The sequence below is a fragment of the Streptomyces sp. NBC_01428 genome (assembly GCF_036231965.1).
GTDB lineage: Bacteria > Actinomycetota > Actinomycetes > Streptomycetales > Streptomycetaceae > Streptomyces.
The window spans coordinates 6,487,839-6,510,224 of the sequence record NZ_CP109499.1 but is presented as its reverse complement, the minus strand read 5'-3'; the positions used below and the strand labels follow the sequence as shown (position 1 = coordinate 6,510,224).

Genomic DNA, 22,386 nt, shown 5'->3' with positions numbered 1-22,386 from the left:
GGAACCGGCGGCCACACGGGCTCACTTGCTGAAGTCCGGGACCAGCTTGGCGATCGCCAGTTCGGCGTTGCTCAGGCCCTTGTCCAGGGACTCCTTGCCACCCGCGATCTTCGGCAGCTCGGTGTCGAGCGGGCCCCACAGCGAGCTGTACTCGGGCAGCGCCGGGCGCGGCTGGGCGGCGGAGAGCACCGTCTGGTAGCCGGCGATGCCCGGGTCGGCCTTGACCTCGGAGGTGTAGGCGTCGTCACGCGTCGGCAGCGTGGAGTTCTTGAGCGCGATCGTCGCCTGCGACTTCGCGGAGGTCATGAACTTCACGAACTTCAGCGAGGCCTCCTGGTGGGCCTTGTCCGAGCCCGCGTACACGGAGAGGTTGTGGCCGCCGGTCGGGGCGCCCGCCTTGCCGCTGGAGCCGGCCGGGACGGTGGCGATACCGAGGTTCGCCTTGTCCGTGAAGGCCGAGCCCTTGTAGAAGTTCGTGATCTCCCAGGGGCCCTGGACGATCGCGGCGACCTTGCCGTTGACGAACGCGTCCTGGATGTGGGCGTACGCGTCGGCGGTGGTGTCGGCCTTGTGCAGGCCCTTGCCGGAGAACAGCCCCTGCCAGGTGCCGTACGCCTTCTGCGCGGCGGCCGAGTTCACGGTGATCTTCTTCGCGGTGGCGTCGACCGTGTCGGTGCCCTCGCCGTAGAGGAAGGACTGCGCGTAGTAGGCCTGGGTCGAGCCCCAGTAGCCGTCGACGTCGGTCTTCGACTTGATCTTCGCGGCGTCGGTCTTCAGGTCGGCCCAGGTCTTCGGGGCCTCGGTGATGCCGGCCTTCTTGAAGAGCGCCTTGTTGTAGACGAGGGCGAGGGTGTCGGTGACCAGCGGGACACCGTACGTCTTGCCGTCGTACTTGGCCTGCTCGATCAGGCTGGGCTGGAACTTGGCCTGGTCGGCGAGGGCCGCCGTGCCGTCGAGCGGCAGGAAGAAGCCCTTCTTGGCGAAGGCCGGGGTCCAGCCGACCTCGGAGCGCAGGATGTCCGGGGCGCCCTTGGAGCCGGCGGCCGTGTCGAACTTGTTCTGCGCCTGGTCGAAGGGCACGTTGACGTACTTGACCTTGATACCGGGGTTGGCCTTCTCGAACTGCTGGGCCAGGGCCTTGTACGTCGGCGCCTCATTGGTGGCGTTGGAGGTGTCCCACCAGGTGATGGTGGTGGGGCCGTCCGACTTGTCGCTGCCGCTGTCACTGCCGCCGCAGGCCGTCGCCGCGAGGGCGAGGGACGCCACCAGCGCAGTGGCCGCTATGCCACGCCGCATGAGATCTCCTTGAGGGTGAAAGCCCGAGTAGGTGGGGATGCGGTCCCGCCCGATCCCCTTGCCGACTTGCCGACTGCGCCGTTGCGTCCGCCGGGCGACGTGAACGTAACAGCGTTGTAAGCGGCGCGAAAGACCTTGCAGCAAAAAAGTGCAAGAGCTGCCGAGAGTTACGGCGCCGTGACCTCCCCTGCATCACCCCGAAACCCTTGTGCGAGGCCGCTCAGCGGAGTTCGGGGCCGCTGTGCAAGACTCTGCAAGCTCTTGCCATCGATGTCGCGCACGGGGATCATCGGGCCGTCAGCGCCTTGCAGGAGCCACCCTTTCCCGCGGCGCACGCCCGGGACGCCGATCCGACCGGAACACGAGGGAGCGCGATGACGCAGCAGCCCGCAGCGGGCCGTACAACCGCCCGCACACGGCGTCCGGTTGGTGGGCAGGGCGGGACACGACCGGTACAGTCCAATCCTGTGACCACACGGCTTGCCGACATCGCAGCCCAGGCGGGGGTCAGTGAAGCGACTGTCAGCCGCGTCCTGAACGGGAAGCCGGGCGTCGCCGCGACCACCCGCCAGTCCGTCCTGGCCGCGCTCGACGTACTGGGCTACGAGCGCCCCGTCCGTCTGCGGCAGCGCAGCGAGGGCCTGGTGGGCCTCATAACCCCCGAGCTGGAGAACCCGATATTCCCCGCGCTCGCGCAGGTCATCGGGCAGGCCCTGACGCGCCAGGGCTACACCCCCGTCCTCGCGACGCAGACCCCGGGCGGCTCCACCGAGGACGAGCTGACCGAGATGCTGGTCGACCGCGGGGTCGCGGGCATCATCTTCGTCTCCGGACTGCACGCCGACACCTCCGCCGACATGCAGCGCTACGAACAACTGCGCGGCCAGGGTGTCCCCTTCGTCCTCGTCGACGGCTTCTCGCCCAAGGTGCAGGCGCCGTTCATCTCCCCGGACGACCGCGCGGCGATGGCCCTGGCCGTCACCCACCTCGCCTCCCTCGGGCACACGAGCATCGGGCTCGCGCTCGGCCCCAAGCGGTTCGTGCCGGTGCAGCGCAAGATCGAGGGCTTCGTGCGCACGATGCAGGAGCAGCTGGGTCTCCTGCCCGCCGACGTCGAGGAGCGACTGGTCCAGCACTCGCTGTACACGCTGGAGGGCGGCCAGGCCGCCGCGAGCGCCCTGATGGACCGCGGCTGCACGGCGATCGTCTGCGCCAGCGACATGATGGCGCTCGGCGCGATACGGGCGGCGCGCCAGCGCGGCCTGGAGGTTCCCACGGACGTCTCGGTCGTCGGATTCGACGACTCGCCGCTCATCGCGTTCACCGACCCGCCGCTCACCACGATCCGCAAGCCGGTGCCGGCCATGGGGCAGGCGGCGGTGCGCACGCTCCTGGAGGAGATCGGCGGGACGCCCGCGCCGCACAGCGAGTTCGTGTTCATGCCGGAACTGGTGGTGCGCGGCTCGACGGCTTCGGCGCCGGGGGACCGTCATCGTCCTTGAATAGGATGATCTGCGGGTTTACGGCCCGCTCTGGGCGTAGAAAGTGCGACTCGAACCCATCCGGTGGATGATCGGTGGTCGAAGGCTTTTCTGGCAGACTCTGCGCCTATGGGTGAGACGACCGTGACGACACTGGAAGGCCGGAATGAGGCCACTCCACAACCTGTCGCGGAGGAGAAGGCGGGTCACAACCTCCTGCGTCGTATGCGGGCCCCGCGTCGCCCCCGCCTCTGGTTCGAAATCCTGCTCATCGCCGTCAGTTACTGGACCTATTCGCTGATCCGCAACGCCGTGCCGGAGCAGAGGCACGAGGCGCTGCGCAACGCGGACTGGATCTGGCGGCTGGAGCACCACCTCGGCATCGCCGTGGAGGAGTCGGTCAACCATGCCGTGAACTCGGCGACATGGCTGATCATCGGGATGAACTACTACTACGCGACGCTGCACTTCGTGGTGACGCTGGGTGTTCTCGTGTGGCTGTACCGTCGCCATCCCGGCCGGTACGGGGCCGCCCGGCTCGCGCTCTTCGCGACCACGGCGGTGGCCCTGCTCGGGTACTACTTCTTCCCCCTCGCGCCACCTCGCCTGATGACCGGCGGGACCTTCGTCGACACCGTCACGGTCCACCAGACCTGGGGATCGATGGCCTCCGGCGACCTGAAACACATGTCGAACCAGTACGCCGCGATGCCGTCCATGCACATCGGCTGGTCGCTGTGGTGCGGCCTGACCGTCTTCGCCCTGGCCTCGGCGCCCTGGGCCCGCATCCTGGGCCTGCTCTACCCGGCGGCCACCCTCATGGTGATCGTCGCGACGGCCAACCACTTCTGGCTGGACGCGGTGGGCGGCATGCTGTGCCTGGCCTTCGGCTTCCTGGTGGCCCGCCTCTGGTACGGGGCGCTGCCCTACCGGCTGCCGCAGCGGGTCCCGGGCACCGGCGCCGAACAGAACCTGCCGGCGAAGACCTGAGGCCCGGGCGTCACGCTCCGTAGAACAGTTCGTCCACGACGGCCCTGGCCCGGCGGGTGGTCCGGCGGTAGTCGTCGAGCATGTCCCCGACGTGGCCGGGACCGTAGCCCAGGTAGCGGCCCACGGCGGCCAGCTCCCGGCCGTCGGAGGGGAAGGTGTCGCCGGCCCGGCCCCGTACGAGCATCACGGCGTTCCGTACGCGGGTGGCGAGGACCCACGCCTCGTCCAGCGTGGCCGCGTCCTCGGTGGACAGCAGCTCCGCGGCACACGCGGCGGCCAGCGCCTCCCTCGTCCGGGTGGTCCTGAGTCCCGGCTCGGCCCAGCCGTGCCGGAGCTGGATGAGCTGCACCGTCCACTCCACGTCGGACAGGCCGCCGCGCCCGAGCTTGCTGTGCAGCGTCGGGTCGGCGCCGCGCGGCATCCGCTCCGACTCCATCCGGGCCTTCAGCCGCCGGATCTCCCGTACGGCCTCCTCGCCCAGCCCCTCCGCCGGATACCGCAGCGGATCGATCAGCTCGATGAACCTGCCCCCCAGGTCCTCGTCGCCCGCGACGACCTCCGCCCGCAGCAGAGCCTGGGACTCCCAGACAAGGGACCAGCGCCGGTAGTACGCCTCGTACGACTTCAGCGTCCGCACCAGCGGTCCGGACTTGCCCTCCGGGCGCAGGTCCGCGTCGATCAGCAGGGGCGGATCCGCGCTGGAGATCTGCAGCAGCCGCCGCATCTCGGACACCACGCGGTTCGCGGCCTTCGAGGCCTCCTGCTCGTCGACACCCTCGCGGGGTTCGTGCACGAAGAGGACGTCCGCGTCGGAGCCGTAGCCGAGTTCGTGGCCGCCGAAACGGCCCATGCCGATCACCGCGAACCGGGTGGGCAGGGTGTCGCCCCAGCCGTCACGCACCACGGCCCGCAGTGTCCCGGCGAGCGTCGCCGCCGTCAGGTCGGAGACCGCGCCGCCGACGAGGTCGACCAGGGCGCCCTGGTCGGCGACGGCCGGGGTCTCCTCGGTGCCGTAGGAGGCGACGATGTCCGTCGCGGCCGTGCGGAACAGTTCCCGCCGCCGCACCCCGCGCGCCGCGGTCACGGCCTGCTCGCCGCCGTCGGCCCGGCGTACCGCGGCGAGGATCTCCTGCTCCAGGTGGGCACGGTCGCGCGGTTCGAGGCCGCCGCCCTCGCCGTCGCCGAGCAGCGCGACCGCCTCCGGCGCCCGCAGCAGCAGGTCGGGGGCCAGTCGCCCCGCCGAGAGCACCCGGGCGAGGTTCTCCGCAGCGGCTCCCTCGTCCCTCAACAGCCGCAGGTACCACGGGGTCTTGCCGAGCGCGTCCGACACCTTGCGGAAGTTGAGGAGGCCGGCGTCGGGGTCGGCCGAGTCCGCGAACCAGCCCAACAGGACCGGCAGCAGGGTGCGTTGGATGGCGGCCTTGCGGGAGACCCCGGACGCCAGGGCCTCCAGGTGACGCAGCGCCGCGGCCGGATCGGCGTAGCCGAGCGCGACGAGCCGCTCCCGGGCCGCGCCGGGGCTCAGCCTGGTCTCGCCCGGCGCGAGTTGGGCGACGGCGTCGAGCAGCGGCCGGTAGAAGAGCTTCTCGTGCAGCCGGCGCACCACGGAGGCGTGCCGTTTCCACTCGCGGTTCAGCTCCTTGACGGGGTCGACGCGCAGACCGAGCGACCGCCCGATGCGCCGCAGGTCGGCGTCGTCCTCCGGCACCAGATGGGTGCGCCGCAGCCGGAAGAGCTGTATGCGGTGCTCCATCGAGCGCAGGAAGCGGTAGGCGTCGTCGAGCTGCACGGCGTCGGCGCGGCCCACGTAGCCGCCGGTGGCGAGTGCCTTCAGCGCGTCCAGGGTGGTGCCGCTGCGCAGTGACGTGTCGACCCGGCCGTGCACCAACTGGAGGAGCTGCACGGCGAATTCGACATCCCGCAGACCACCGGGTCCGAGCTTCAGCTCGCGTTCGATCTCGGCGGCCGGGATGTTCTCGACGACCCTGCGGCGCATCTTCTGCACGTCGGCGACGAAGTTGTCCCGCTCGGCGGCGTGCCACACCAGCGGGGCCAGCGTGGCCACGTAGTCCTCGCCCAACTCCAGGTCTCCGGCGACCGGCCGGGCCTTGAGGAGGGCCTGGAACTCCCAGGTCTTCGCCCAGCGCTGGTAGTAGGCGAGGTGGCTGCTGAGTGTGCGCACCAGCGGGCCGTTACGCCCCTCGGGGCGGAGGTTGGCGTCGACCGGCCAGATGCTGCCCTCGACCGTGGTCTCGGAGCAGATGCGCATCATGTGGGAGGCGAGCCGGGTCGCGGCCTGCACGGCCTTGGACTCGTCCGCGGCGTCCGTGCCCTCGGCCTGCTCCCCCACGAAGATGACGTCGACGTCGGACACGTAGTTCAGCTCGTGTCCCCCGGTCTTGCCCATCGCGATCACCGCGAGCCGGCACAGCGCCGCGTCGTCGGGCGCGGCGGCCCGGGCGATGGTGAGCGCGGCACGCAGGGTCGCGGTGGCGAGGTCGGCGAGCTCGGCGGCGGTCTGCGCGAGGTCGGTGGTGCCGCACACGTCGCGCGCGGCGATGGAGAGCAGGCAGCGGCGGTAGGCGACGCGCAGGGCGACGGGGTCGTCGGCGTCGGCGAGTCCCGCCTCGAACTCCGCGACGCCGGGGTGCAGGTCCTGCGCCTCGTAGGTGACGAGGGCCTGCCAGTCCCGGGGGTGCCGGGCGAGGTGGTCGCCGAGTGCCTCGGAGGCGCCGAGGACACCGAGGAGCCGGTCCCGCAGCGGCTTGGCCGCGATCAGGGTGTCGAGGAGCTCCCGCCGGGCGGAGTCGCCGTCCTGCGCCTCGACGAGCCGGACGAGTCCGAGGAGGGCGAGGTCGGGATCGGCGGTCGCGCCGAGGGCGTCCAGGAGGACCGGGTCGACTCTTATGGGCGCGAGTTCGGGGCCCTCCAGCAGACGCTCGGCCGCCGAGGGATCGGTGAAACCGTGCCGCAGCAGCCGTGAGAAGGTGCTGCTCCTGCGCCCCGGCGCCGTCATCCCGGCCTCCCGTCGGATCGGACCCCGCACCGCTTTCGGATCAAGGTCGTGCGAAGCGAGCCTAACCCCGGTCGGCGGGGTGGCGCCCCGCGCCGGTCTGGGCTTGTGTGGACAGAGCCGTGTGCCGTGGGACAAGGGAGTCGAACCGTGGACATGACCCTCGAAGTGATCGTTCTGCCCGTCTCGGACGTGGACCGGGCCAAGGAGTTCTACCGGGACAAGGTGGGCTTCCACGTCGATCTGGACGGCGAGGTGATGGAGGGGGTCCGGATCGTGCAGCTGACGCCGCCGGGGTCCGGATGCTCGATCGCCCTCGTCGACGGCCTCCAGATCCCGACCGGAACGCCGCGGCCGGGGACGTACCACGGCATGCAGTTGTGCGTGCAGGACGCGGCGGCGGCGTACGAGGAGCTGACCGCGCGCGGCCTGGAGGTGAGCGAGCCGGTGGCGTTCGCGCCGCGGGACGGTGCCACCTTCATGTACTTCAAGGACCCGGACGGCAACGGGTGGGCGATCCAGGAGTACCGGAAGCGGGCGACGGAGCCGCTCCACCAGGTACTCGGCCAACTCGCCCGCGAGCGCTGAGGGGGGCGGGCTCCGACGGCGGGCGTCCCCGGCTGCCGCGGGGGGTGTGACAACAGCATCCCTGGCCGCCGGGGCGTCGCGTCTCTGGCTGTCCGGGGGCGCGGCGGCAGCATCCCCGGCCGCCGGGAGGGCCGCGACGGCAGCCGTTCATCCGCTCTTCACTCCGCCGGTTGAGAGACGTGGGCCCCGGGAATGTTGGCGTGTGCATGCTCTGTCCGCACCGCCACCGTCGTCGCCCCCCACTCACCGGAGGTCTGCAGTGCCCGGCAGAAACGTGTACCGCCGCAGTCGTGCCGTCGTGGCATCCGCTCTCGCCCTCACCGCGGCAGCGGCCGGGATCTGGACCGGCTTCGCCGGCTCGGCCCCCGCGCACGCCGCGGCGGCCGTCCCCACTCCCGACCACGTCGTGGTCGTGGTCTTCGAGAACCACGCGTACAGCCAGGTGATCGGCTCCTCCAGCGCCCCCTACATCAACTCGCTGAAGACCGGCGGGGCCAACCTCTCCCAGTCGTACGCCGAGACGCACCCGAGCCAGCCCAACTACTTCGCCCTGTTCTCCGGCTCCACGCAGGGGATCACGGACGACAGCTGCTACACGCCCGGCTTCTCCTCCGCCCCGAACCTCGCCTCCGAGCTGATCGCCAAGGGCAAGACCTGGGGCAGCTACAACGAGACGCTGCCCAGCCAGGGTTCGACGACCTGCAGCAGCGGCGACTACGCGCGCAAGCACAACCCCTGGTTCGGCTTCAGCAACGTGCCCACGTCCAGCGCCAAGACGTTCACGCAGTTCCCCACGGACTACACGACACTCCCCCAGGTCTCCTTCGTCGTCCCGAACCTGTGCAGCGACATGCACGACTGCTCGGTGTCCACCGGTGACACCTGGCTGAAGAACAAGCTCGGCGCGTACGCCACCTGGGCCAAGACCCACAACAGCCTCCTCGTCGTCACCTTCGACGAGGACAACCGCCTGGCCGGCAACAAGATCCCGACCGTGCTGTACGGCCAGCAGGTGACCCCGGGCTCCTCCTCGGCCACCACCTACAACCACTACGACCTGCTGCGCACGCTGGAGGACATGCACGGCCTCACGCACGCCGGCAACGCCGCCTCCGCCAAGGACATCACGGGCATCTGGACGTCCTGACATGTATGTAGCGGACAGCCGCGCCGTCGCTCCGGAGGCGCCGGCGACGACCCCGTCCGCGGACAGCGCCGCCCGGCCCCGAGCCGGGCGGCGCCGTGCCGCGGTCGCGCCCACGGTGCTGGCCCTCGGCACGGTCAGCCTGATCACCGACGTGTCCTCCGAGATGGTGACGGCGGTGCTGCCCCTGTACCTGGTGGCGGGCCTCGGCCTGTCCCCGCTGGGCTTCGGACTCCTCGACGGGATCTACAACGGCTTCTCGGCCCTGGTCCGGCTCGTCGGCGGCCATCTCGCCGACCGGGGAGGCGGCCGCCACAAGTGGGTGGCGGGCGCCGGCTACGCGCTCTCGGCGGCCTGCAAACCGCTGCTCCTGGTGGCGCAGACGCTCACCCCCATCGGCCTGGTCCTCGCAGCCGACCGCACCGGCAAGGGGCTGCGCACCGCCCCGCGCGACGCCCTGATCTCCCTGTCCAGCACCCCGGAGAACCGCGGCCGGGCCTTCGGCGTGCACCGCGCGATGGACACGGCGGGCGCGCTGCTCGGCCCGCTCGTCGCCTTCCTGATCCTGCGCGCCACCGTCGACGGCTACGACGCCGTGTTCATGGTGAGTTTCTGCGTGGCGGTGGTGGGTGTGCTGGTGCTGGTGCTCTTCGTGCCGGGGGGCGCTGCGGCGCATGCCGGCGCCGCGCGGGTTTCCGACACGGGGGCGGGCGCCGTGCGGCCGTCCGGCACGGGGGCCGGCCTGCGGCCTTCCGGCACCGGCGCCTGCGACGTGCGGCCGTCCGACACCGGGGCCTCCGCCGGGTCGGGGGCGATGTCGGGGCCCGCGTCCGACTCCGGGTCCGGGCCCGCGTCCGACTCCGGGTCCGGGTCCGGGCCTGCGTACGGCTCCAGGTCCGGGGCCGGGTCCGAGTCCGGGGTCGGGTCCGGGCCTGCGTACGGCTCCAGGTCCGGGGCCGGGTCCGAGTCCGGGGTCGGGTCCGGGCCTGCGTACGGCTCCAGGTCCGGGGCCGGGTCCGAGTCCGGGGTCGGGTCCGGGCCTGCGTACGGCTCCAGGTCCGGGGCCGGGTCCGAGTCCGGGGTCGGGTCAGAGTCCGGGGTCGGGTCAGAGTCCGTGGCCGGGGCGGGGGCCCCGCCCGGGCCCGCTGGCCTCGAATGCGCGACCGGCGCCGGTGCACCGGCCGGACCGGCCCCCGCACCCCGCCCCACCCTGCGCGCCGCGCTGGCCCTCCTCCATCGCCCGGAGCTGCGGCGTATCGCGGTCTGCGCGCTGCTGCTCGGGCTCGCCACGGTGAGCGACTCGTTCGTGTTCCTGCTCCTCCAGCGGCGTCTCGGAGTACCGGACCGCTGGTTCGCGCTGCTGCCGCTCGGCACCGCCGCCGCCTTCCTCCTTCTCGCGGTCCCGCTCGGCCGCCTCGCGGACCGGACCGGCCGGTGGCGGGTGTTCGTCGGCGGGCACGGCGCCCTGCTCCTCGCGTACGCCCTGCTGCTCAGCTCCTGGCAGGGAACGGCGGCCGCCTGTGCCGTCCTGCTGCTGCACGGCGGCTTCTACGCGGCGACCGACGGCGTCCTGATGGCCGCCGCCTCGGACAGCGTGCCGACCGAGCTGCGCTCCTCCGGGCTCGCGCTCGTCCAGACGGGCCAGGCCCTGGCCCGGTTCGTGTGCTCGCTCGGGTTCGGGGCGGCGTGGACGGCGTGGGGCGACCGTACGGCGCTGACGGCGTCGGCCGTGCTGCTCGCCCTGTGCGCCGTCCTCGCGCTCGGCCTCCGCCCGATCCGCCCCTCCGTCCCCTCGGAAGGCCTCGTATGACGCTCCGCAACCGCATCCTGGTCCTGATCTGTGCCCTGGTCGTCCTCGCGGGCGTCGCGGTGGCCTCGGTGCTGCACGCCTCGGCGCGCGCGGACCGCAGGAACCAGGCCCGGCCCGGGGGCCCGCGGATCAGCGCCGGGCCGGTGTCCCTGACCGACTCCCGGCGGCTGGTGTTCCGCAACATGGCGTGGGGTCCGCACCGCGACGAACTGACCTCCGTCCCGGCGTCGGACCCGTCGGCCCCGCGCGTCGCGTCGAAGGTCAAGTGCCTCCGCTTCTACGCGGCTTCGGGCACGGGCGTGTGCCTCCAGGCGCAGCACGGGACGGTCCAGGACACCTACCGGGCGGTGATCCTGGACGCCACGCTGCACGAGAGGGCCCGCTACGACGTGCCGGGGATCCCGTCCCGGGCCAGGGTCTCGCCCAGCGGACGGTTCGCGGCCTGGACGGCGTTCGTCGGCGGTGACTCGTACGCGGGCACGAACTTCTCGACGCGGGCGGCGATCGTCGACACCCGCACGGGCCGGCTGACACCGTCGCTGGAGGCGTACCGGGTGATCAAGGACGGGCGGACCTATCACGCGGCGGACGTCAACTTCTGGGGAGTGACGTTCGCGTCGGACGACCGCACCTTCTACGCCACGATGGCCACGCACGGCTCGACCTACCTGGTCCGCGGTGACCTGCGGGCCCGCACCGTCACCACCGTGCACACCGACGTCGAGTGCCCGTCCCTGTCCCCCGACGGCACCCGCGTCGCCTACAAGAAGCGCGTCAAGGGCCTCCCGGCGGACGCCCCGTGGCACCTGTACGTCCTCGACCTGGCCACGGGCCACGAAACGGCGTTGGCGGAGCCCCGCAGCGTCGACGACCAGGCGGTCTGGCGCGACAACCACACCCTGGTCTACGCCCTCCCCGGCGACTACGGAGCGGACCTGTACACCCTCCCGTCCGACGGCACGGGCGTCCCGCACCGCATCAGCACGGCGGCGGTGTCCCCGGCGTACATCGGCTGACCACGCCGAACACACCGCAGGGCCGGCGATCGACGACCGCCGGCCCTGCGCGCCGTTTACCGGGCCCCCGCGAGAGGCCCGCCCCGGTATGCCCCTACAGCACCGGCAGGTTCTTCCGCAGCTCGAAGGCCGTGACCTCGCTGCGGTACTCCTCCCACTCCGACTTCTTGTTGCGGAGGAAGAAGTCGAAGACGTGTTCGCCGAGGGTTTCGGCGACGAGTTCGCTGCGTTGCATGAGGGCCAGGGCCTCGCCGAGGTTCTGCGGGAGGGGCTCGATGCCCATCGCGCGGCGCTCGGCGTCGGAGAGGGCCCAGACGTCGTCGTCGGCGCCCGGCGGGAGCTCGTAGCCCTCCTCGATGCCCTTCAGGCCCGCGGCCAGCAGCAGCGCGTACGCCAGGTACGGGTTCGCGCCCGAGTCGATGGAGCGGACCTCGACCCGCGCCGAGCCGGTCTTGCCGGGCTTGTACATCGGGACGCGGACGAGGGCCGAGCGGTTGTTGTGGCCCCAGCAGATGTACGAGGGAGCCTCGCCGCCGGCGCCCGCCGTGCGCTCCGAGCCGCCCCAGATGCGCTTGTAGGAGTTGACCCACTGGTTGGTGACGGCGGAGATCTCCGCGGCGTGCTTCAGGAGGCCGGCGATGAAGGAGCGGCCGACCTTCGAGAGCTGGTACTCCGAGCCGGACTCGTAGAACGCGTTCCGGTCGCCCTCGAAGAGGGAGAGGTGGGTGTGCATACCGCTGCCCGGGTACTCCGAGAACGGCTTCGGCATGAAGGTGGCCTGCACGCCCTGCTCCAGCGCGACCTGCTTCATGATCAGCCGGAAGGTCATGATGTTGTCGGCCGTGGAGAGCGCGTCGGCGTACCGCAGGTCGATCTCCTGCTGGCCCGGGGCACCCTCGTGGTGGCTGAACTCGACCGAGATGCCCATCGACTCCAGCATCGTGATGGCCTGGCGACGGAAGTCCTGGCCCACGTTCTGCGGGGTGTGGTCGAAGTAGCCCGAGTTGTCCGCGGGGGTGGGCCGCGAGCCGTCGAGCGGGCGGTTCTTCAGCAGGAAGAACTCGATCTCGGGGTGGGTGTAGAAGGTGAAGCCCAGGTCGGACGTCTTGGCGAGGGCCCGCTTGAGGACGTAGCGCGGGTCCGCGAAGGACGGGGAGCCGTCGGGCATGAGGATGTCGCAGAACATCCGGGCCGTGCCGGGCGCCTCGGCCCGCCAGGGCAGCACCTGGAAGGTGCCGGGGTCCGGCTTGGCGATCATGTCGGACTCGTAGACACGGGCGAAGCCCTCGATGGCGGAGCCGTCGAAGCCGATGCCCTCGTCGAAGGCCTGTTCCAGCTCGGCCGGGGCCACGGCCACCGACTTGAGGAAGCCGAGCACGTCCGTGAACCACAGACGTACGAACCGGATGTCACGCTCCTCCAGCGTCCGGAGCACGAACTCCTGCTGCTTGTCCATCTTCCGCTTCCACCCATCCTTGCTGGTCAGGCCGCCTGCTCCCACGCCTCGGAGACGATCGGGGCTCCTGAGCATCCCACCACAACACCATTTCATGCGCGTTGCGGACCTTGATCGGCCGGGCGACCTCGGTCTGAACGCCTCGCGTACGGGAGGTGTCCTGCTCCGGTGCCCATACTGCCTGCTCACGGCCCCGCCTGTAAGGGCCGACCCTCAACCGCTCCGGGACCGGCCCCGTACGGCTTCGGCCAATCCCGCGCCCGCCCTGCCGACAAGGCTCCCCGCACGATTACGATCAGCGCACCGACCGTCCCATCCTCATAAGGACTCACCATGGGTTCCGCCAAGAACACCGCCACCGCGACGCGCAAGGCCCGTATAGAGGAACTGCGCCGTGCCGAGCGTGCGCGCGCCCGGCGCAACCGGATCCTGGTGATCGCCGCGAGCGTGGTCGTCGTCGCCGGTCTGGCCGTCGGCGGTGTCGTGCTCGTCCAGTCGCGGTCCGACGACGAGAAGAGCACCGCGAGCGACGCGAAGCAGGCCTCCGGGCACTTCGACACGGGCGCGGACGGCGTGCGGACCTGGAAGGGCACCCTCGCGCGCAACCACGTCACGAAGACCGTGTCCTACCCGATGGAGCCCCCGGTCGGCGGTGACCACAACCAGGTCTGGATGAACTGCAACGGCGACGTCTACACCAAGGCGATCAACAACATGAACGCCGTGCACTCGCTGGAGCACGGCGCCGTGTGGGTGACGTACAACGGCAAGGCGTCCGCGGGCGACGTCAAGGCGCTCGCCGCGAAGGTCAAGAAGACCCCGTACACGCTGATGAGCCCGGTCGACGACCAGAAGGACCCGATCATGCTGAGTGCCTGGGGCAAGCAGCGCACGGTGACGAGCGCGACCGACAAGAACGTCGACGCGTTCTTCTCGGAGTTCGTGCAGGGCAAGCAGACGCCCGAACCGGGTGCCGCCTGCACCAACGGTCTCGCGCAGTGAGGCACGTCGGGTGGGTCGCGGGCGGCGCGGCGGCCGTGCTGGTTGCGGCCGGGGCGATCACGTACGCGGTGGCCGACGGCGACGACTCCGGGATGCGGGCGCCCGCCGCCGACTCGGCCGACGCGGGGTTCGCCCGGGACATGGCGGTCCACCACCAGCAGGCCGTCGAGATGTCGTACATCGTCCGGGACCGCACCAAGAACACGGAGGTGCGGCGGCTCGCGTACGACATCGCGCAGACGCAGGCCAACCAGCGGGGCATGCTGCTCGGCTGGCTCGACCTGTGGGAGCTGCCGAAGGTGTCGGCCGACCCGCCGATGACCTGGATGGGCATGGGCGACATGGCCTCCGGCAAGGACGGTTCGCTGATGCCGGGCATGGCCACCAACACCGAGATGAAGCGGCTCGGCACGCTCGACGGTAAGCAGGCCGAGGTCTTCTACCTCCAGCTGATGACCGACCATCACCAGGGCGGCATCCACATGGCGGAGGGCTGCGTCGAGAAGTGCACGGTCGGCGTGGAGAAGCGGCTCGCGCAGGGCATGGTCGCCTCGCAGCAGTCGGAGCTCGACCTGATGGCCGACCTGCTCGACCAGCGGGGCGCGAAGCCGCGCGACTAGGAGGACGGACGCCCCGTCACCGGCCGTCGGGTTCCGGACGGTTCCACCGCGCCCTGTGCCAGTGGTCCGTCGCGCGCCCGCCCTGTTCCACCCTCCCCGTCACCCGCCCTGTTCCACCGTCCCCGTGGCGCGCCTGGCTCCGACCCTGCCGGTGATCCCGACAGACCGAGGGAAAACCCTCGATCTTGGGCATGAAGATCCATCAAACCGCCCCAAACAACCGTGAATCACGGCCACTTGGGGTTTCCTTGGCTCTTTCATTCCCCTGGCATGAACGGTTCATCGTAAGAGTGGCCCCCATCTGTGATCCATTCCCGCGCCCTGCCAGCAGGGTGTGGGGTCCCACGTGGTTCACCGACCAACCACTACATGCGACGAACCGCATCGCAGGGGGTTCTATGAGATCCAATCGCGCCACCAGGCGTGCCGGGGTGAGCATGGCAGCGACACTGCCGCTGCTCGCCGGTGCGCTGGCGTTCGGCATACCCGCGGCCCACGCCGCGGACGGTCCGAGCCGGGACACCCTCTCGGGCACCAAGCCCGCGTGGGCCACCGCCACGGCCGACAAGGGCGCTGCTTCGGACAGCTCCCAGGTCTCGGCCCGGGTCTACCTCGCCGGCCGGGACGCCAAGGGTCTGGCCGCGTACGCCAGGTCCGTGTCCGACCCGAACTCGGCCTCGTACGGCAAGTACCTGAGCGCCAAGAAGACGCAGGCACGTTTCGGCGCCACCAAGGCGCAGGTCGCCGCGGTGACCTCGTGGCTGCGGTCCGCGGGCCTGAAGGTCACCGGAACCACGCAGCACTACGTCTCCGTCACCGGTGACGTGGCCGCCGCCGAGAAGGCGTTCGGCACGCAGCTGCACAACTTCACCAAGGGCAAGAAGACCTACCGCGCGCCGTCGAAGACGGCCTCCGCGCCGGCCGCCCTGAACGGCGCCGTCCTGACCGTCACCGGCCTGGACAACGCCCCGCACAAGGCGCAGCACGCGGACCAGCTGCCGCCGCCGGACGCGGTGTTCAAGAACGCCGGGCCGTTCTCCTCGTACTACGGCTCGAACACCGCGAGTGCCCTGCCCTCCGCCTACGGGAAGAAGATCCCGTACGCCGTGCAGGGGTACACGGGCAAGCAGCTGCGTGCCGCGTACGGAGCGGGCAGCCGCACCGGCAAGAACGTCCGCGTCGCCATCACGGACGCGTACGCCTCACCGACCATCGCCTACGACGCGGCCACCTACGCCGCGAAGCACGGTGACGCGAAGTACTCCACCAGCCAGCTCCGTCAGGTGCTGCCGGCGGGGTACACGAAGACCGAGGAGTGCGGGGCGGCGGGCTGGTACGGCGAGGAAACCCTCGACGTCGAGGCCGTGCACGCCGTCGCGCCGGGCGCGAGCATCACGTACGTGGGTGCCGCGTCCTGCTACGACGACGACCTGCTCGACTCGCTCAGCAAGATCGTCGACGGGCACCTGGCCGACATCGTCTCCAACTCGTGGGGCGACATCGAGGCCAACCAGACCCCGGACCTCGCGGCGGCCTACGACCAGGTCTTCCAGTTCGGCGCGGTCGAGGGCATCGGCTTCTACTTCTCCTCCGGTGACAACGGTGACGAGGTCGCCAACACCGGCACGAAGCAGGTCGACACCCCGGCCAACTCGGCCTGGGTGACGGCGGTCGGCGGTACCTCGCTGGCGGTCGGCAAGGGCGACAAGTACCTGTGGGAGACCGGCTGGGGCACCGAGAAGGCCTCGCTGTCCGAGGACGGCAAGAGCTGGACCGGGTTCCCGGGCGCGTTCACCTCGGGTGCGGGCGGCGGCACGAGCAAGACCGTGGCGGAGCCGTACTACCAGAAGGGCGTCGTCCCGAACGCGCTGGCCAAGGCGAACAACGCCGCGGGCAACCGGGTCGTCCCCGACATCTCGGCGATCGCCGACCCCAACACCGGTTTCAAGGTCGGCCAGACGCAGACCTTCCCGGACGGGACGGAGCAGTACAGCGAGTACCGCATCGGCGGCACCTCGCTCGCCGCTCCGGTGATCGCGGCGGTTCAGGCGCTCGCCCAGGAGGCGCGCGGCGGCAAGGCGATCGGTTTCGCCAATCCGTCGATCTACTCCAAGGCCGGCTCGAAGGCGTACCACGACGTCACGGACCACCCCGTCAAGGGCTCCGGACTCGCCGTGGCGCGTGTCGACTTCGCGAACGGCATCGACGCGGCGGACGGTCTGCTCACCTCGGTGCGCACCCTCGGCGCGGACAGCTCGCTGAAGGCCGTGAAGGGCTACGACGACGTGACCGGCGTGGGTTCACCCGCCCCGGGCTACGTCAGCTCGTACAGCCGTCACTGACCGGCACTCACCCGCGATGCGCTCGCCTCTCCGGTGGAGGCGGGCGCATCGCGCGTTCCGCGCCCGAGCGGGCAGCGGGCCTCCCCACCCGCATGCCATCGCGTCGCTCTGACGATTACACTGGCCGGGTGCCTCCTCTGAACTTCCGGTCGCTCTATCAGCACGGCTTCGCACGCGTCGCCGCCTGCACGGGCCACACCGTCATCGCGGACCCGCAGGCCAACGCCGAGGCGGTGCTGCGCCAGGCGCGCAGGTGCGCCGACGAGGGTGTCGCCGTCGCCGTCTTCCCGGAAATGGGGCTGTGCGGCTACTCGATCGAGGACCTGCTGCTCCAGGACGCGCTGCTCGACCAGGTCGAGGAAGCGCTCCGTACGGTGGTGGCGGGGTCGGCGGAGCTCCTGCCGGTCCTGGTCGTGGGCGCCCCGCTGCGTCACCGCAACCGGGTCTACAACTGCGCGGTGGTCGTGCACCGGGGCCGGGTCCTCGGTGTCGTGCCCAAGTCGTACCCGCCGAACTACCGGGAGTTCTACGAGCGCCGGCAGATCGCGGCGGGCGACGACGAGCGCGGTGGCTCGATGCGGCTGGACGGCGAGACCGTGCCGTTCGGCGTGGACCTGCTGTTCGCCGCCGACGACGTGCCGGGTCTGGTGCTGCACGCGGAGATCTGCGAGGACATGTGGGTGCCGGTGCCGCCGAGCGCCGAGGCGGCCCTGGCGGGCGCGACCGTCCTCGCCAACCTCTCCGGCAGCCCGATCACCGTCGGCCGGGCCGAGGACCGCAAGCTGATGTGCCGCTCGGCGTCCTCGCGCTGCATCGCCGCGTACGTGTACGCGGCGGCCGGGCTGGGCGAGTCGACCACGGACCTGTCCTGGGACGGCCAGACCATGATCTACGAGAACGGGACGCTGCTGGCCGAGTCCGACCGCTTCCCGCTCGACGACCAGTTCTCCGTGGCGGACGTCGATCTCGACCTGCTGCGCCAGGAGCGGCTGCGGACCGGCAGTTTCGACGACAACCGGCGCACCCACTCCAGCCGCACCGCCGAGTTCCGGACCCTGTCGTTCCGGCTCGATGCCCCCGCCGGTGACCTGGGGCTGCGGCGCCGGATCGAGCGCTTCCCGTTCGTGCCCGCGGACCCCGACCGGCTGGCCCAGGACTGCTACGAGGCGTACAACATCCAGGTCGCGGGGCTGCAGCAGCGGCTCGCGGCGATCGGTGGCCCGAAGGTGGTCATCGGGGTGTCCGGCGGGCTCGACTCCACTCACGCGCTGATCGTGGCGGCCCGTGCGATGGACCGGGCGGGCCGCCCGCGCAGCGACATCCTCGCCTTCACCCTGCCCGGCTTCGCCACCAGTGACCACACCAAGGGCAACGCGCACGAGCTGATGCGCTCCCTCGGTGTGACCGCGGCCGAGCTGGACATCACGCCGACCGCCCGGCTGATGCTGGACGAGATGGGCCACCCCTTCGCCTCCGGCGAGCCCGTGTACGACGTGACCTTCGAGAACGTCCAGGCCGGACTGCGCACCGACTACCTGTTCCGGCTCGCCAACCAGCGTGGCGGCATCGTGCTCGGCACGGGTGACCTGTCGGAGCTGGCGCTCGGCTGGTCCACGTACGGTGTGGGCGACCAGATGAGCCACTACAACGTCAACTCGGGTGTGCCGAAGACGCTCATCCAGCATCTGATCCGGTGGGTCATCGGCAGCGGCCAGTTCGGCGAGGACACCGACCGGACGCTCGCCGCGATCCTCGACACCGAGATCAGCCCGGAACTCGTACCGGGCGAGGAGATGCAGTCCACCGAGTCGCGGATCGGCCCGTACGCCCTGCACGACTTCACCCTGTTCTACGTGCTGCGGTACGGCTTCCGGCCGTCGAAGATCGCCTTCCTGGCCTGGCACGCGTGGCACGACCCGGACGCGGGCGCCTGGCCGCCCAACTTCCCGGCGGCGAAGCGGGACGCGTACGACCTGCCGGAGATCCGGCGCTGGCTGGACGTGTTCTGCCGCCGCTTCTTCGGGTTCGCGCAGTTCAAGCGCTCGGCGATGCCGAACGGGCCGAAGGTCTCGGCCGGTGGTTCGCTGTCGCCGCGCGGCGACTGGCGGGCGCCGTCCGACAGTTCGGCCCGCACCTGGCTGCGCGACCTGGCCCGCTTCGATCCGCCGGAGACCGAGGACTGACCCCTCCGAGAGCCGGGGGCCGGCCTCACGGGGGCCGGGGGCCCGGCCGCGGGGCGGGCGCCGCGCCCCCGGACGGTTCCGGCGGCGCGGCTCCCCGGGCCCGGCTCAGCGGCGCAGCGCCTCCGGCCGGTCGGGCACGCCCGAGGCGACCACGCGCGCGTGCGGGACCGGCCGCGTGGTGCGGCTCCGGTCCACCGCGTACGCGGTGCCCGCCACCGCGATCCCCAGGACCGCGAGCGCGGCTCCGGCGACGGCCGGCGAGGTCGCGCCGAAGCCCGCGGCCAGGGCGAGCCCGCCGATCCAGGCGCCGCCGGCGTTCGCGAGGTTGAACGCGGCCTGGTTCGCGGAGGACGCGAGGGACGGTGCCGCCGCGGCCTTCTCCATGACCATGAGCTGGAGCGGCGAGCCGGTGACGAAGGCCGCCGTGCCGAGCAGGGTCACGCCCACGGCGGCACTCCACTGGGCTCCCATGAGGACCGGGAAGAGCGCGAGGACCGCGACCAGGGAGACCAGGCCGCCGAAGAGGGTGCCGCGCAGCGAGTGGTCCGCGAGCCGGCCGCCGAGCAGGTTGCCCGCGGTCGCGCCGACACCGAAGAGCGCCAGCAGCAGGGTGACGCTGCCCTCGGCGTATCCGGCGGAGTCCGTGAGCATGGGCGTGATGTAGCTGTACGCGGAGAAGAGCGCGCCGAAGCCCGCGACGGTCGTCCCGAGGGCGAGCCAGACGGGCAGCGAGCGCAGCGCGGCCAGCTCGCCGCGCAGGCCGCCCTCGGTGGCGTGCGCGCGGTCGTGCGGGATCAGCAGGAACAGCGAGGCGATGGCGGCGACGCCGATCACGCTCACGCCGAGGAAGGTGGCGCGCCAGCCCAGGTGCTGGCCCATCGCCGTGGCGACCGGGACGCCGATGATGTTCGCGACGGTCAGGCCGAGGAACATCAGCGACACGGAGCGGGCCTTGCGCTCGGGGGCGACCAGGCCGGTGGCGACGACGGCGCCGACGCCGAAGAAGGCGCCGTGGGGCAGACCGCTCAGGAAGCGGGCGGCGAGCAGCCAGTGGTGGTCGGGGGCGAACGCGGAGAGCGCGTTGCCGACCACGAAGAGGCCCATGAGGGAGATGAGGACCGTGCGGCGGGACATCCGGGCGGTGGCCGCGGCGAGCAGCGGGGCGCCGATCACGACACCGAGCGCGTACGCCGAGACGAGGTGTCCCGCGGTCGGAATGGATATGTGCAGGTCGTCGGCGACGTCGGGCAGCAGCCCCATCATGACGAACTCGGTGGTGCCGATGCCGAAGGCGCCCACGGCGAGGGCGAGCAGGGCCAGAGGCATGAGAGGCCTTTCACAGAAGCGGGGACGAGCGGGTCGCGTGCGCACGCGGGGGCGTACGGCTCGCGGGCGCACGGCTCGACCCGCACACGGCCATGTGTGCGGGTCGCGGATCGAACGTTAAGTTCAGCCGGTGAACAAAGTCTGCCGGGCCCAGTATTCCAGGAGGTTAAGAGGCGGTTGCGTCCATCGAGACGCGGGCGGCGACCGGGAGGTGGTCGCTGCCGGTCTCGGGCAGGGTCCACGAGGTCACCGGTTCGATGCCCTTGACCATGATCTGGTCGATCCGGGCCATCGGGAACGACGCCGGCCAGCTGAAGCCGAAGCCGCTGCCCGCCGCGCCCTGGGTGGAGCGCATCTGCGCGGTGACGGCGTTCAAGGCGCGGTCGTTCATCGTGCCGTTCAGGTCACCGAGCAGGACGACCCGCTTCAGCGGCTCGTCGGCGATGGCCTCGCCCAGCGCGTCGGCGCTCTTGTCGCGCTGCCGGGCGGTGAACCCGGCCTCCATCTTCACGCGCACCGACGGCAGGTGGGCGACGTACACGGCGACCTGGCCGGCCGGTGCGGTCACGGTCGCCCGCATCGCGCGCGTCCAGCCCAGCTTGATGTCCACGGGCCGGGTGCCGCTGAGGGGGTACTTGCTCCACAGCCCGACGGTGCCCTGCACCGAGTGGTACTTGTACGTCGAGGCGAGCGCCCGCTCGTACACGGGCACGGCGGACGCGGTCAGCTCCTCCAGGGCCAGCACGTCGGCGCCGGAGGCGGCCACGTCGCGGGCGGTGCCGGACGGGTCCGGGTTGTCGGCGTTGACGTTGTGGGTGGCGACGGTGAGGTCGCCGCCGCTGCCGGTCTTGTCGGTGAGCAGCCCGCCGAAGACGTTCAGCCAGACGACGGCGGGCAGCAGCACGGCGATCAGGGCCGTGACGGACTTGCGCACCAGGGCGAGGACCAGCAGGACCGGGATGAGGAGTCCGGCCCAGGGCAGGAACGTCTCGGTGAGGCTGCCGAGGTTGCCGATCCGGTTGGGGATCTGCGCGTGGGTGAGCATCACCAGGGCGAGGAGGATCGCGATCGCGGCGAGGACCAGGCCGCGCCGCCAGATGCCGCGGTCCCCGCGCCAGCCGTCGAACAGGCGCCGGAACCGGGATCCTCTGCGGTCCGGCCCGTGGCCGCCGCTGCCCGTCTCCGTCATATACGCCTGCGCCATACCGTCGCCTCACAAACTGCCGTGCGCACCGTCTGCCCCTCGGCTACGACCCTAGGGGATGTTCGGTGTCGTTCTCGCCGTCCTGGACGGCCGTACGGGCAGAGGGACGTAGAACTTCACGTCCGGAGTTCCGTTCGGAGGCCCGTGGCATGCCCTCTGTGACGAAACGCGCACATTCGCACCGTCAGGAACAGTCCGGTTCACGGCCGGGCGGGGCGCAGCCCTTCGAGCAGTGTGTCGACGACCTGTTCGGCGAGGCCCTCGGGCAGATCGGTGTCGGGGCGCATCACGGTCCGCACGAGCATCGGGCCGACGAACATGTCGTTGAGGAGTTCGATGTCGACGTCGGCGCGGAGTTCGCCGTTCTCCTGGCCGCGGCGCAGCACCTCGTAGCCGATCTGGCGTCGGGGGGCGATGACGGTCGCGTCGTAGGCGGCCCAGAGTTTGGGGCTGCTCTTCATCTGGGCGTGCACGTTGTGCAGGATCGCCGAGGAGCGGCTGACCAGGCCGCGGCGGCGCAGCGACTCCAGCAGGACGACGAGGTCGTCGCGCATGGAGACGCCGGGGAGTTCGGGGTCCTGGGGTTCGGCGGCGCGCATCACGTCGACGAACAGTTCGTCCTTGCCGCTCCAGCGGCGGTAGATGGTCGCCTTGCCGACGCCGACGGTGCGGGCGAGCCGCTCGATGGAGATGTCCGCGAGCGGAACTCCCTCTTCCAGGAGCTTCATCACGCCCTCGATGATGGCGTGCTCCACGGCCTCGCTGCGGGGCCTTCCCCGGTTGGGGCACCCCTGCCTGTCACGGCCTTCCGCGAGACTCACGTCGAACTCCGTTCCCATCCTCGACCTGCTGCCATTGTCCCCCCGTGCACGGCGGTGGCGGGCACCGCCCGGTGGGGGTGCCCGCGGTCCGTAC

At 71.3% G+C, this 22,386-nt stretch carries 15 protein-coding genes and 2 pseudogenes; 11 read left to right on the top strand and 6 right to left on the bottom strand.

The features are described from left to right. Positions 1–21 precede the first annotated feature (21 nt). Positions 22–1,296, bottom strand: coding sequence for an extracellular solute-binding protein (locus OG406_RS28150; RefSeq protein ID WP_329188428.1), 1,275 nt, complete (start codon positions 1,294–1,296; stop codon positions 22–24). 467 nt (positions 1,297–1,763) lie between these two features. On the opposite strand from OG406_RS28150, the gene OG406_RS28145 reads away from it, so the two are divergent. Continuing rightward, positions 1,764–2,798, top strand: coding sequence for a LacI family DNA-binding transcriptional regulator (locus OG406_RS28145; RefSeq protein WP_266613208.1), 1,035 nt, complete (start codon positions 1,764–1,766; stop codon positions 2,796–2,798). A 108-nt stretch (positions 2,799–2,906) separates the two neighbouring features. Continuing rightward, positions 2,907–3,767 (top strand): phosphatase PAP2 family protein, encoded by an 861-nt coding sequence (locus tag OG406_RS28140; protein WP_164373216.1) that lies wholly within the window; start codon positions 2,907–2,909, stop codon positions 3,765–3,767. Between the two features lie 10 nt (positions 3,768–3,777). Here OG406_RS28140 and OG406_RS28135 read toward each other — a convergent pair whose 3' ends face one another. Further along, positions 3,778–6,783 (bottom strand): bifunctional [glutamine synthetase] adenylyltransferase/[glutamine synthetase]-adenylyl-L-tyrosine phosphorylase, encoded by a 3,006-nt coding sequence (locus OG406_RS28135; protein ID WP_329188424.1) that lies wholly within the window; start codon positions 6,781–6,783, stop codon positions 3,778–3,780. A 147-nt stretch (positions 6,784–6,930) separates the two neighbouring features. Between OG406_RS28135 and OG406_RS28130 the strand changes: the two genes are divergently transcribed. From OG406_RS28130 to OG406_RS28110, 5 genes and pseudogenes are all read left to right on the top strand, one after another. Then, a complete protein-coding gene (locus OG406_RS28130) occupies positions 6,931–7,368 on the top strand; it encodes a VOC family protein (protein ID WP_329188422.1) in 438 nt (145 codons plus the stop codon). 259 nt (positions 7,369–7,627) lie between these two features. Then, on the top strand, positions 7,628–8,515 hold the full coding sequence (locus OG406_RS28125) for an alkaline phosphatase family protein (protein WP_267050620.1): 888 nt from the start codon (positions 7,628–7,630) through the stop codon (positions 8,513–8,515). A gap of 1 nt (position 8,516) precedes the next feature. Continuing rightward, positions 8,517–9,185 (top strand): annotated as a pseudogene (locus OG406_RS28120) (MFS transporter); the annotation flags it as partial. Positions 9,186–9,698: 513 nt separating this feature from the next. Next, positions 9,699–10,322: pseudogene (locus OG406_RS28115) on the top strand (MFS transporter); the annotation flags it as partial. Next, positions 10,319–11,338, top strand: a complete 1,020-nt coding sequence (locus tag OG406_RS28110; protein ID WP_329188420.1) for a TolB family protein — start codon at positions 10,319–10,321, stop codon at positions 11,336–11,338. The pseudogene OG406_RS28115 and the gene OG406_RS28110, both read left to right, overlap by 4 nt. Positions 11,339–11,432: 94 nt before the next feature. Here the strand turns inward: OG406_RS28110 and glnA are convergent, their stop codons facing one another. Next, the gene (glnA, locus tag OG406_RS28105) at positions 11,433–12,794 is read right to left on the bottom strand and encodes a type I glutamate--ammonia ligase (RefSeq protein ID WP_164373210.1); all 1,362 of its coding nucleotides are present in this window, start codon (positions 12,792–12,794) and stop codon (positions 11,433–11,435) included. A 333-nt stretch (positions 12,795–13,127) separates the two neighbouring features. On the opposite strand from glnA, the gene OG406_RS28100 reads away from it, so the two are divergent. From OG406_RS28100 to OG406_RS28085, 4 genes are all read left to right on the top strand, one after another. Then, positions 13,128–13,796, top strand: coding sequence for a DUF3105 domain-containing protein (locus OG406_RS28100; RefSeq protein ID WP_329188417.1), 669 nt, complete (start codon positions 13,128–13,130; stop codon positions 13,794–13,796). Beyond that, positions 13,793–14,416 carry a DUF305 domain-containing protein gene (locus OG406_RS28095; protein ID WP_164373208.1) on the top strand — a complete coding sequence of 208 codons (624 nt, stop codon included), beginning with the start codon at positions 13,793–13,795 and terminating at the stop codon, positions 14,414–14,416. Before OG406_RS28100 ends, OG406_RS28095 begins: the two co-directional genes overlap by 4 nt. A 437-nt stretch (positions 14,417–14,853) precedes the next feature. Next, on the top strand, positions 14,854–16,758 hold the full coding sequence (locus OG406_RS28090) for a S53 family peptidase (RefSeq protein WP_239155580.1): 1,905 nt from the start codon (positions 14,854–14,856) through the stop codon (positions 16,756–16,758). 137 nt (positions 16,759–16,895) lie between these two features. Then, a complete protein-coding gene (locus tag OG406_RS28085) occupies positions 16,896–18,941 on the top strand; it encodes an NAD(+) synthase (protein ID WP_434481590.1) in 2,046 nt (681 codons plus the stop codon). A 105-nt stretch (positions 18,942–19,046) separates the two neighbouring features. Here OG406_RS28085 and OG406_RS28080 read toward each other — a convergent pair whose 3' ends face one another. From OG406_RS28080 to OG406_RS28070, 3 genes are all read right to left on the bottom strand, one after another. Beyond that, positions 19,047–20,267, bottom strand: coding sequence for an MFS transporter (locus OG406_RS28080; RefSeq protein WP_267050625.1), 1,221 nt, complete (start codon positions 20,265–20,267; stop codon positions 19,047–19,049). A 166-nt stretch (positions 20,268–20,433) separates the two neighbouring features. Further along, on the bottom strand, positions 20,434–21,471 hold the full coding sequence (locus tag OG406_RS28075) for an endonuclease/exonuclease/phosphatase family protein (protein WP_267050626.1): 1,038 nt from the start codon (positions 21,469–21,471) through the stop codon (positions 20,434–20,436). A gap of 200 nt (positions 21,472–21,671) precedes the next feature. Next, complete coding sequence (locus tag OG406_RS28070) at positions 21,672–22,292, bottom strand: TetR/AcrR family transcriptional regulator (RefSeq protein WP_266613262.1); 621 nt, start codon at positions 22,290–22,292, stop codon at positions 21,672–21,674. Between the last annotated feature and the right edge of the window lie 94 nt (positions 22,293–22,386).

Coding starts and splice junctions, on each gene's coding strand:
- OG406_RS28150 (WP_329188428.1), bottom strand. CDS start 1,296: ATGCGGCGTGGCATAGCGGCCACTGCGCTGGTGGCGTCCCTCGCCCTC.
- OG406_RS28140 (WP_164373216.1), top strand. CDS start 2,907: ATGGGTGAGACGACCGTGACGACACTGGAAGGCCGGAATGAGGCCACT.
- OG406_RS28135 (WP_329188424.1), bottom strand. CDS start 6,783: ATGACGGCGCCGGGGCGCAGGAGCAGCACCTTCTCACGGCTGCTGCGG.
- OG406_RS28110 (WP_329188420.1), top strand. CDS start 10,319: ATGACGCTCCGCAACCGCATCCTGGTCCTGATCTGTGCCCTGGTCGTC.
- glnA (WP_164373210.1), bottom strand. CDS start 12,794: ATGGACAAGCAGCAGGAGTTCGTGCTCCGGACGCTGGAGGAGCGTGAC.
- OG406_RS28100 (WP_329188417.1), top strand. CDS start 13,128: ATGGGTTCCGCCAAGAACACCGCCACCGCGACGCGCAAGGCCCGTATA.
- OG406_RS28090 (WP_239155580.1), top strand. CDS start 14,854: ATGGCAGCGACACTGCCGCTGCTCGCCGGTGCGCTGGCGTTCGGCATA.
- OG406_RS28080 (WP_267050625.1), bottom strand. CDS start 20,267: ATGCCTCTGGCCCTGCTCGCCCTCGCCGTGGGCGCCTTCGGCATCGGC.
- OG406_RS28075 (WP_267050626.1), bottom strand. CDS start 21,471: ATGGCGCAGGCGTATATGACGGAGACGGGCAGCGGCGGCCACGGGCCG.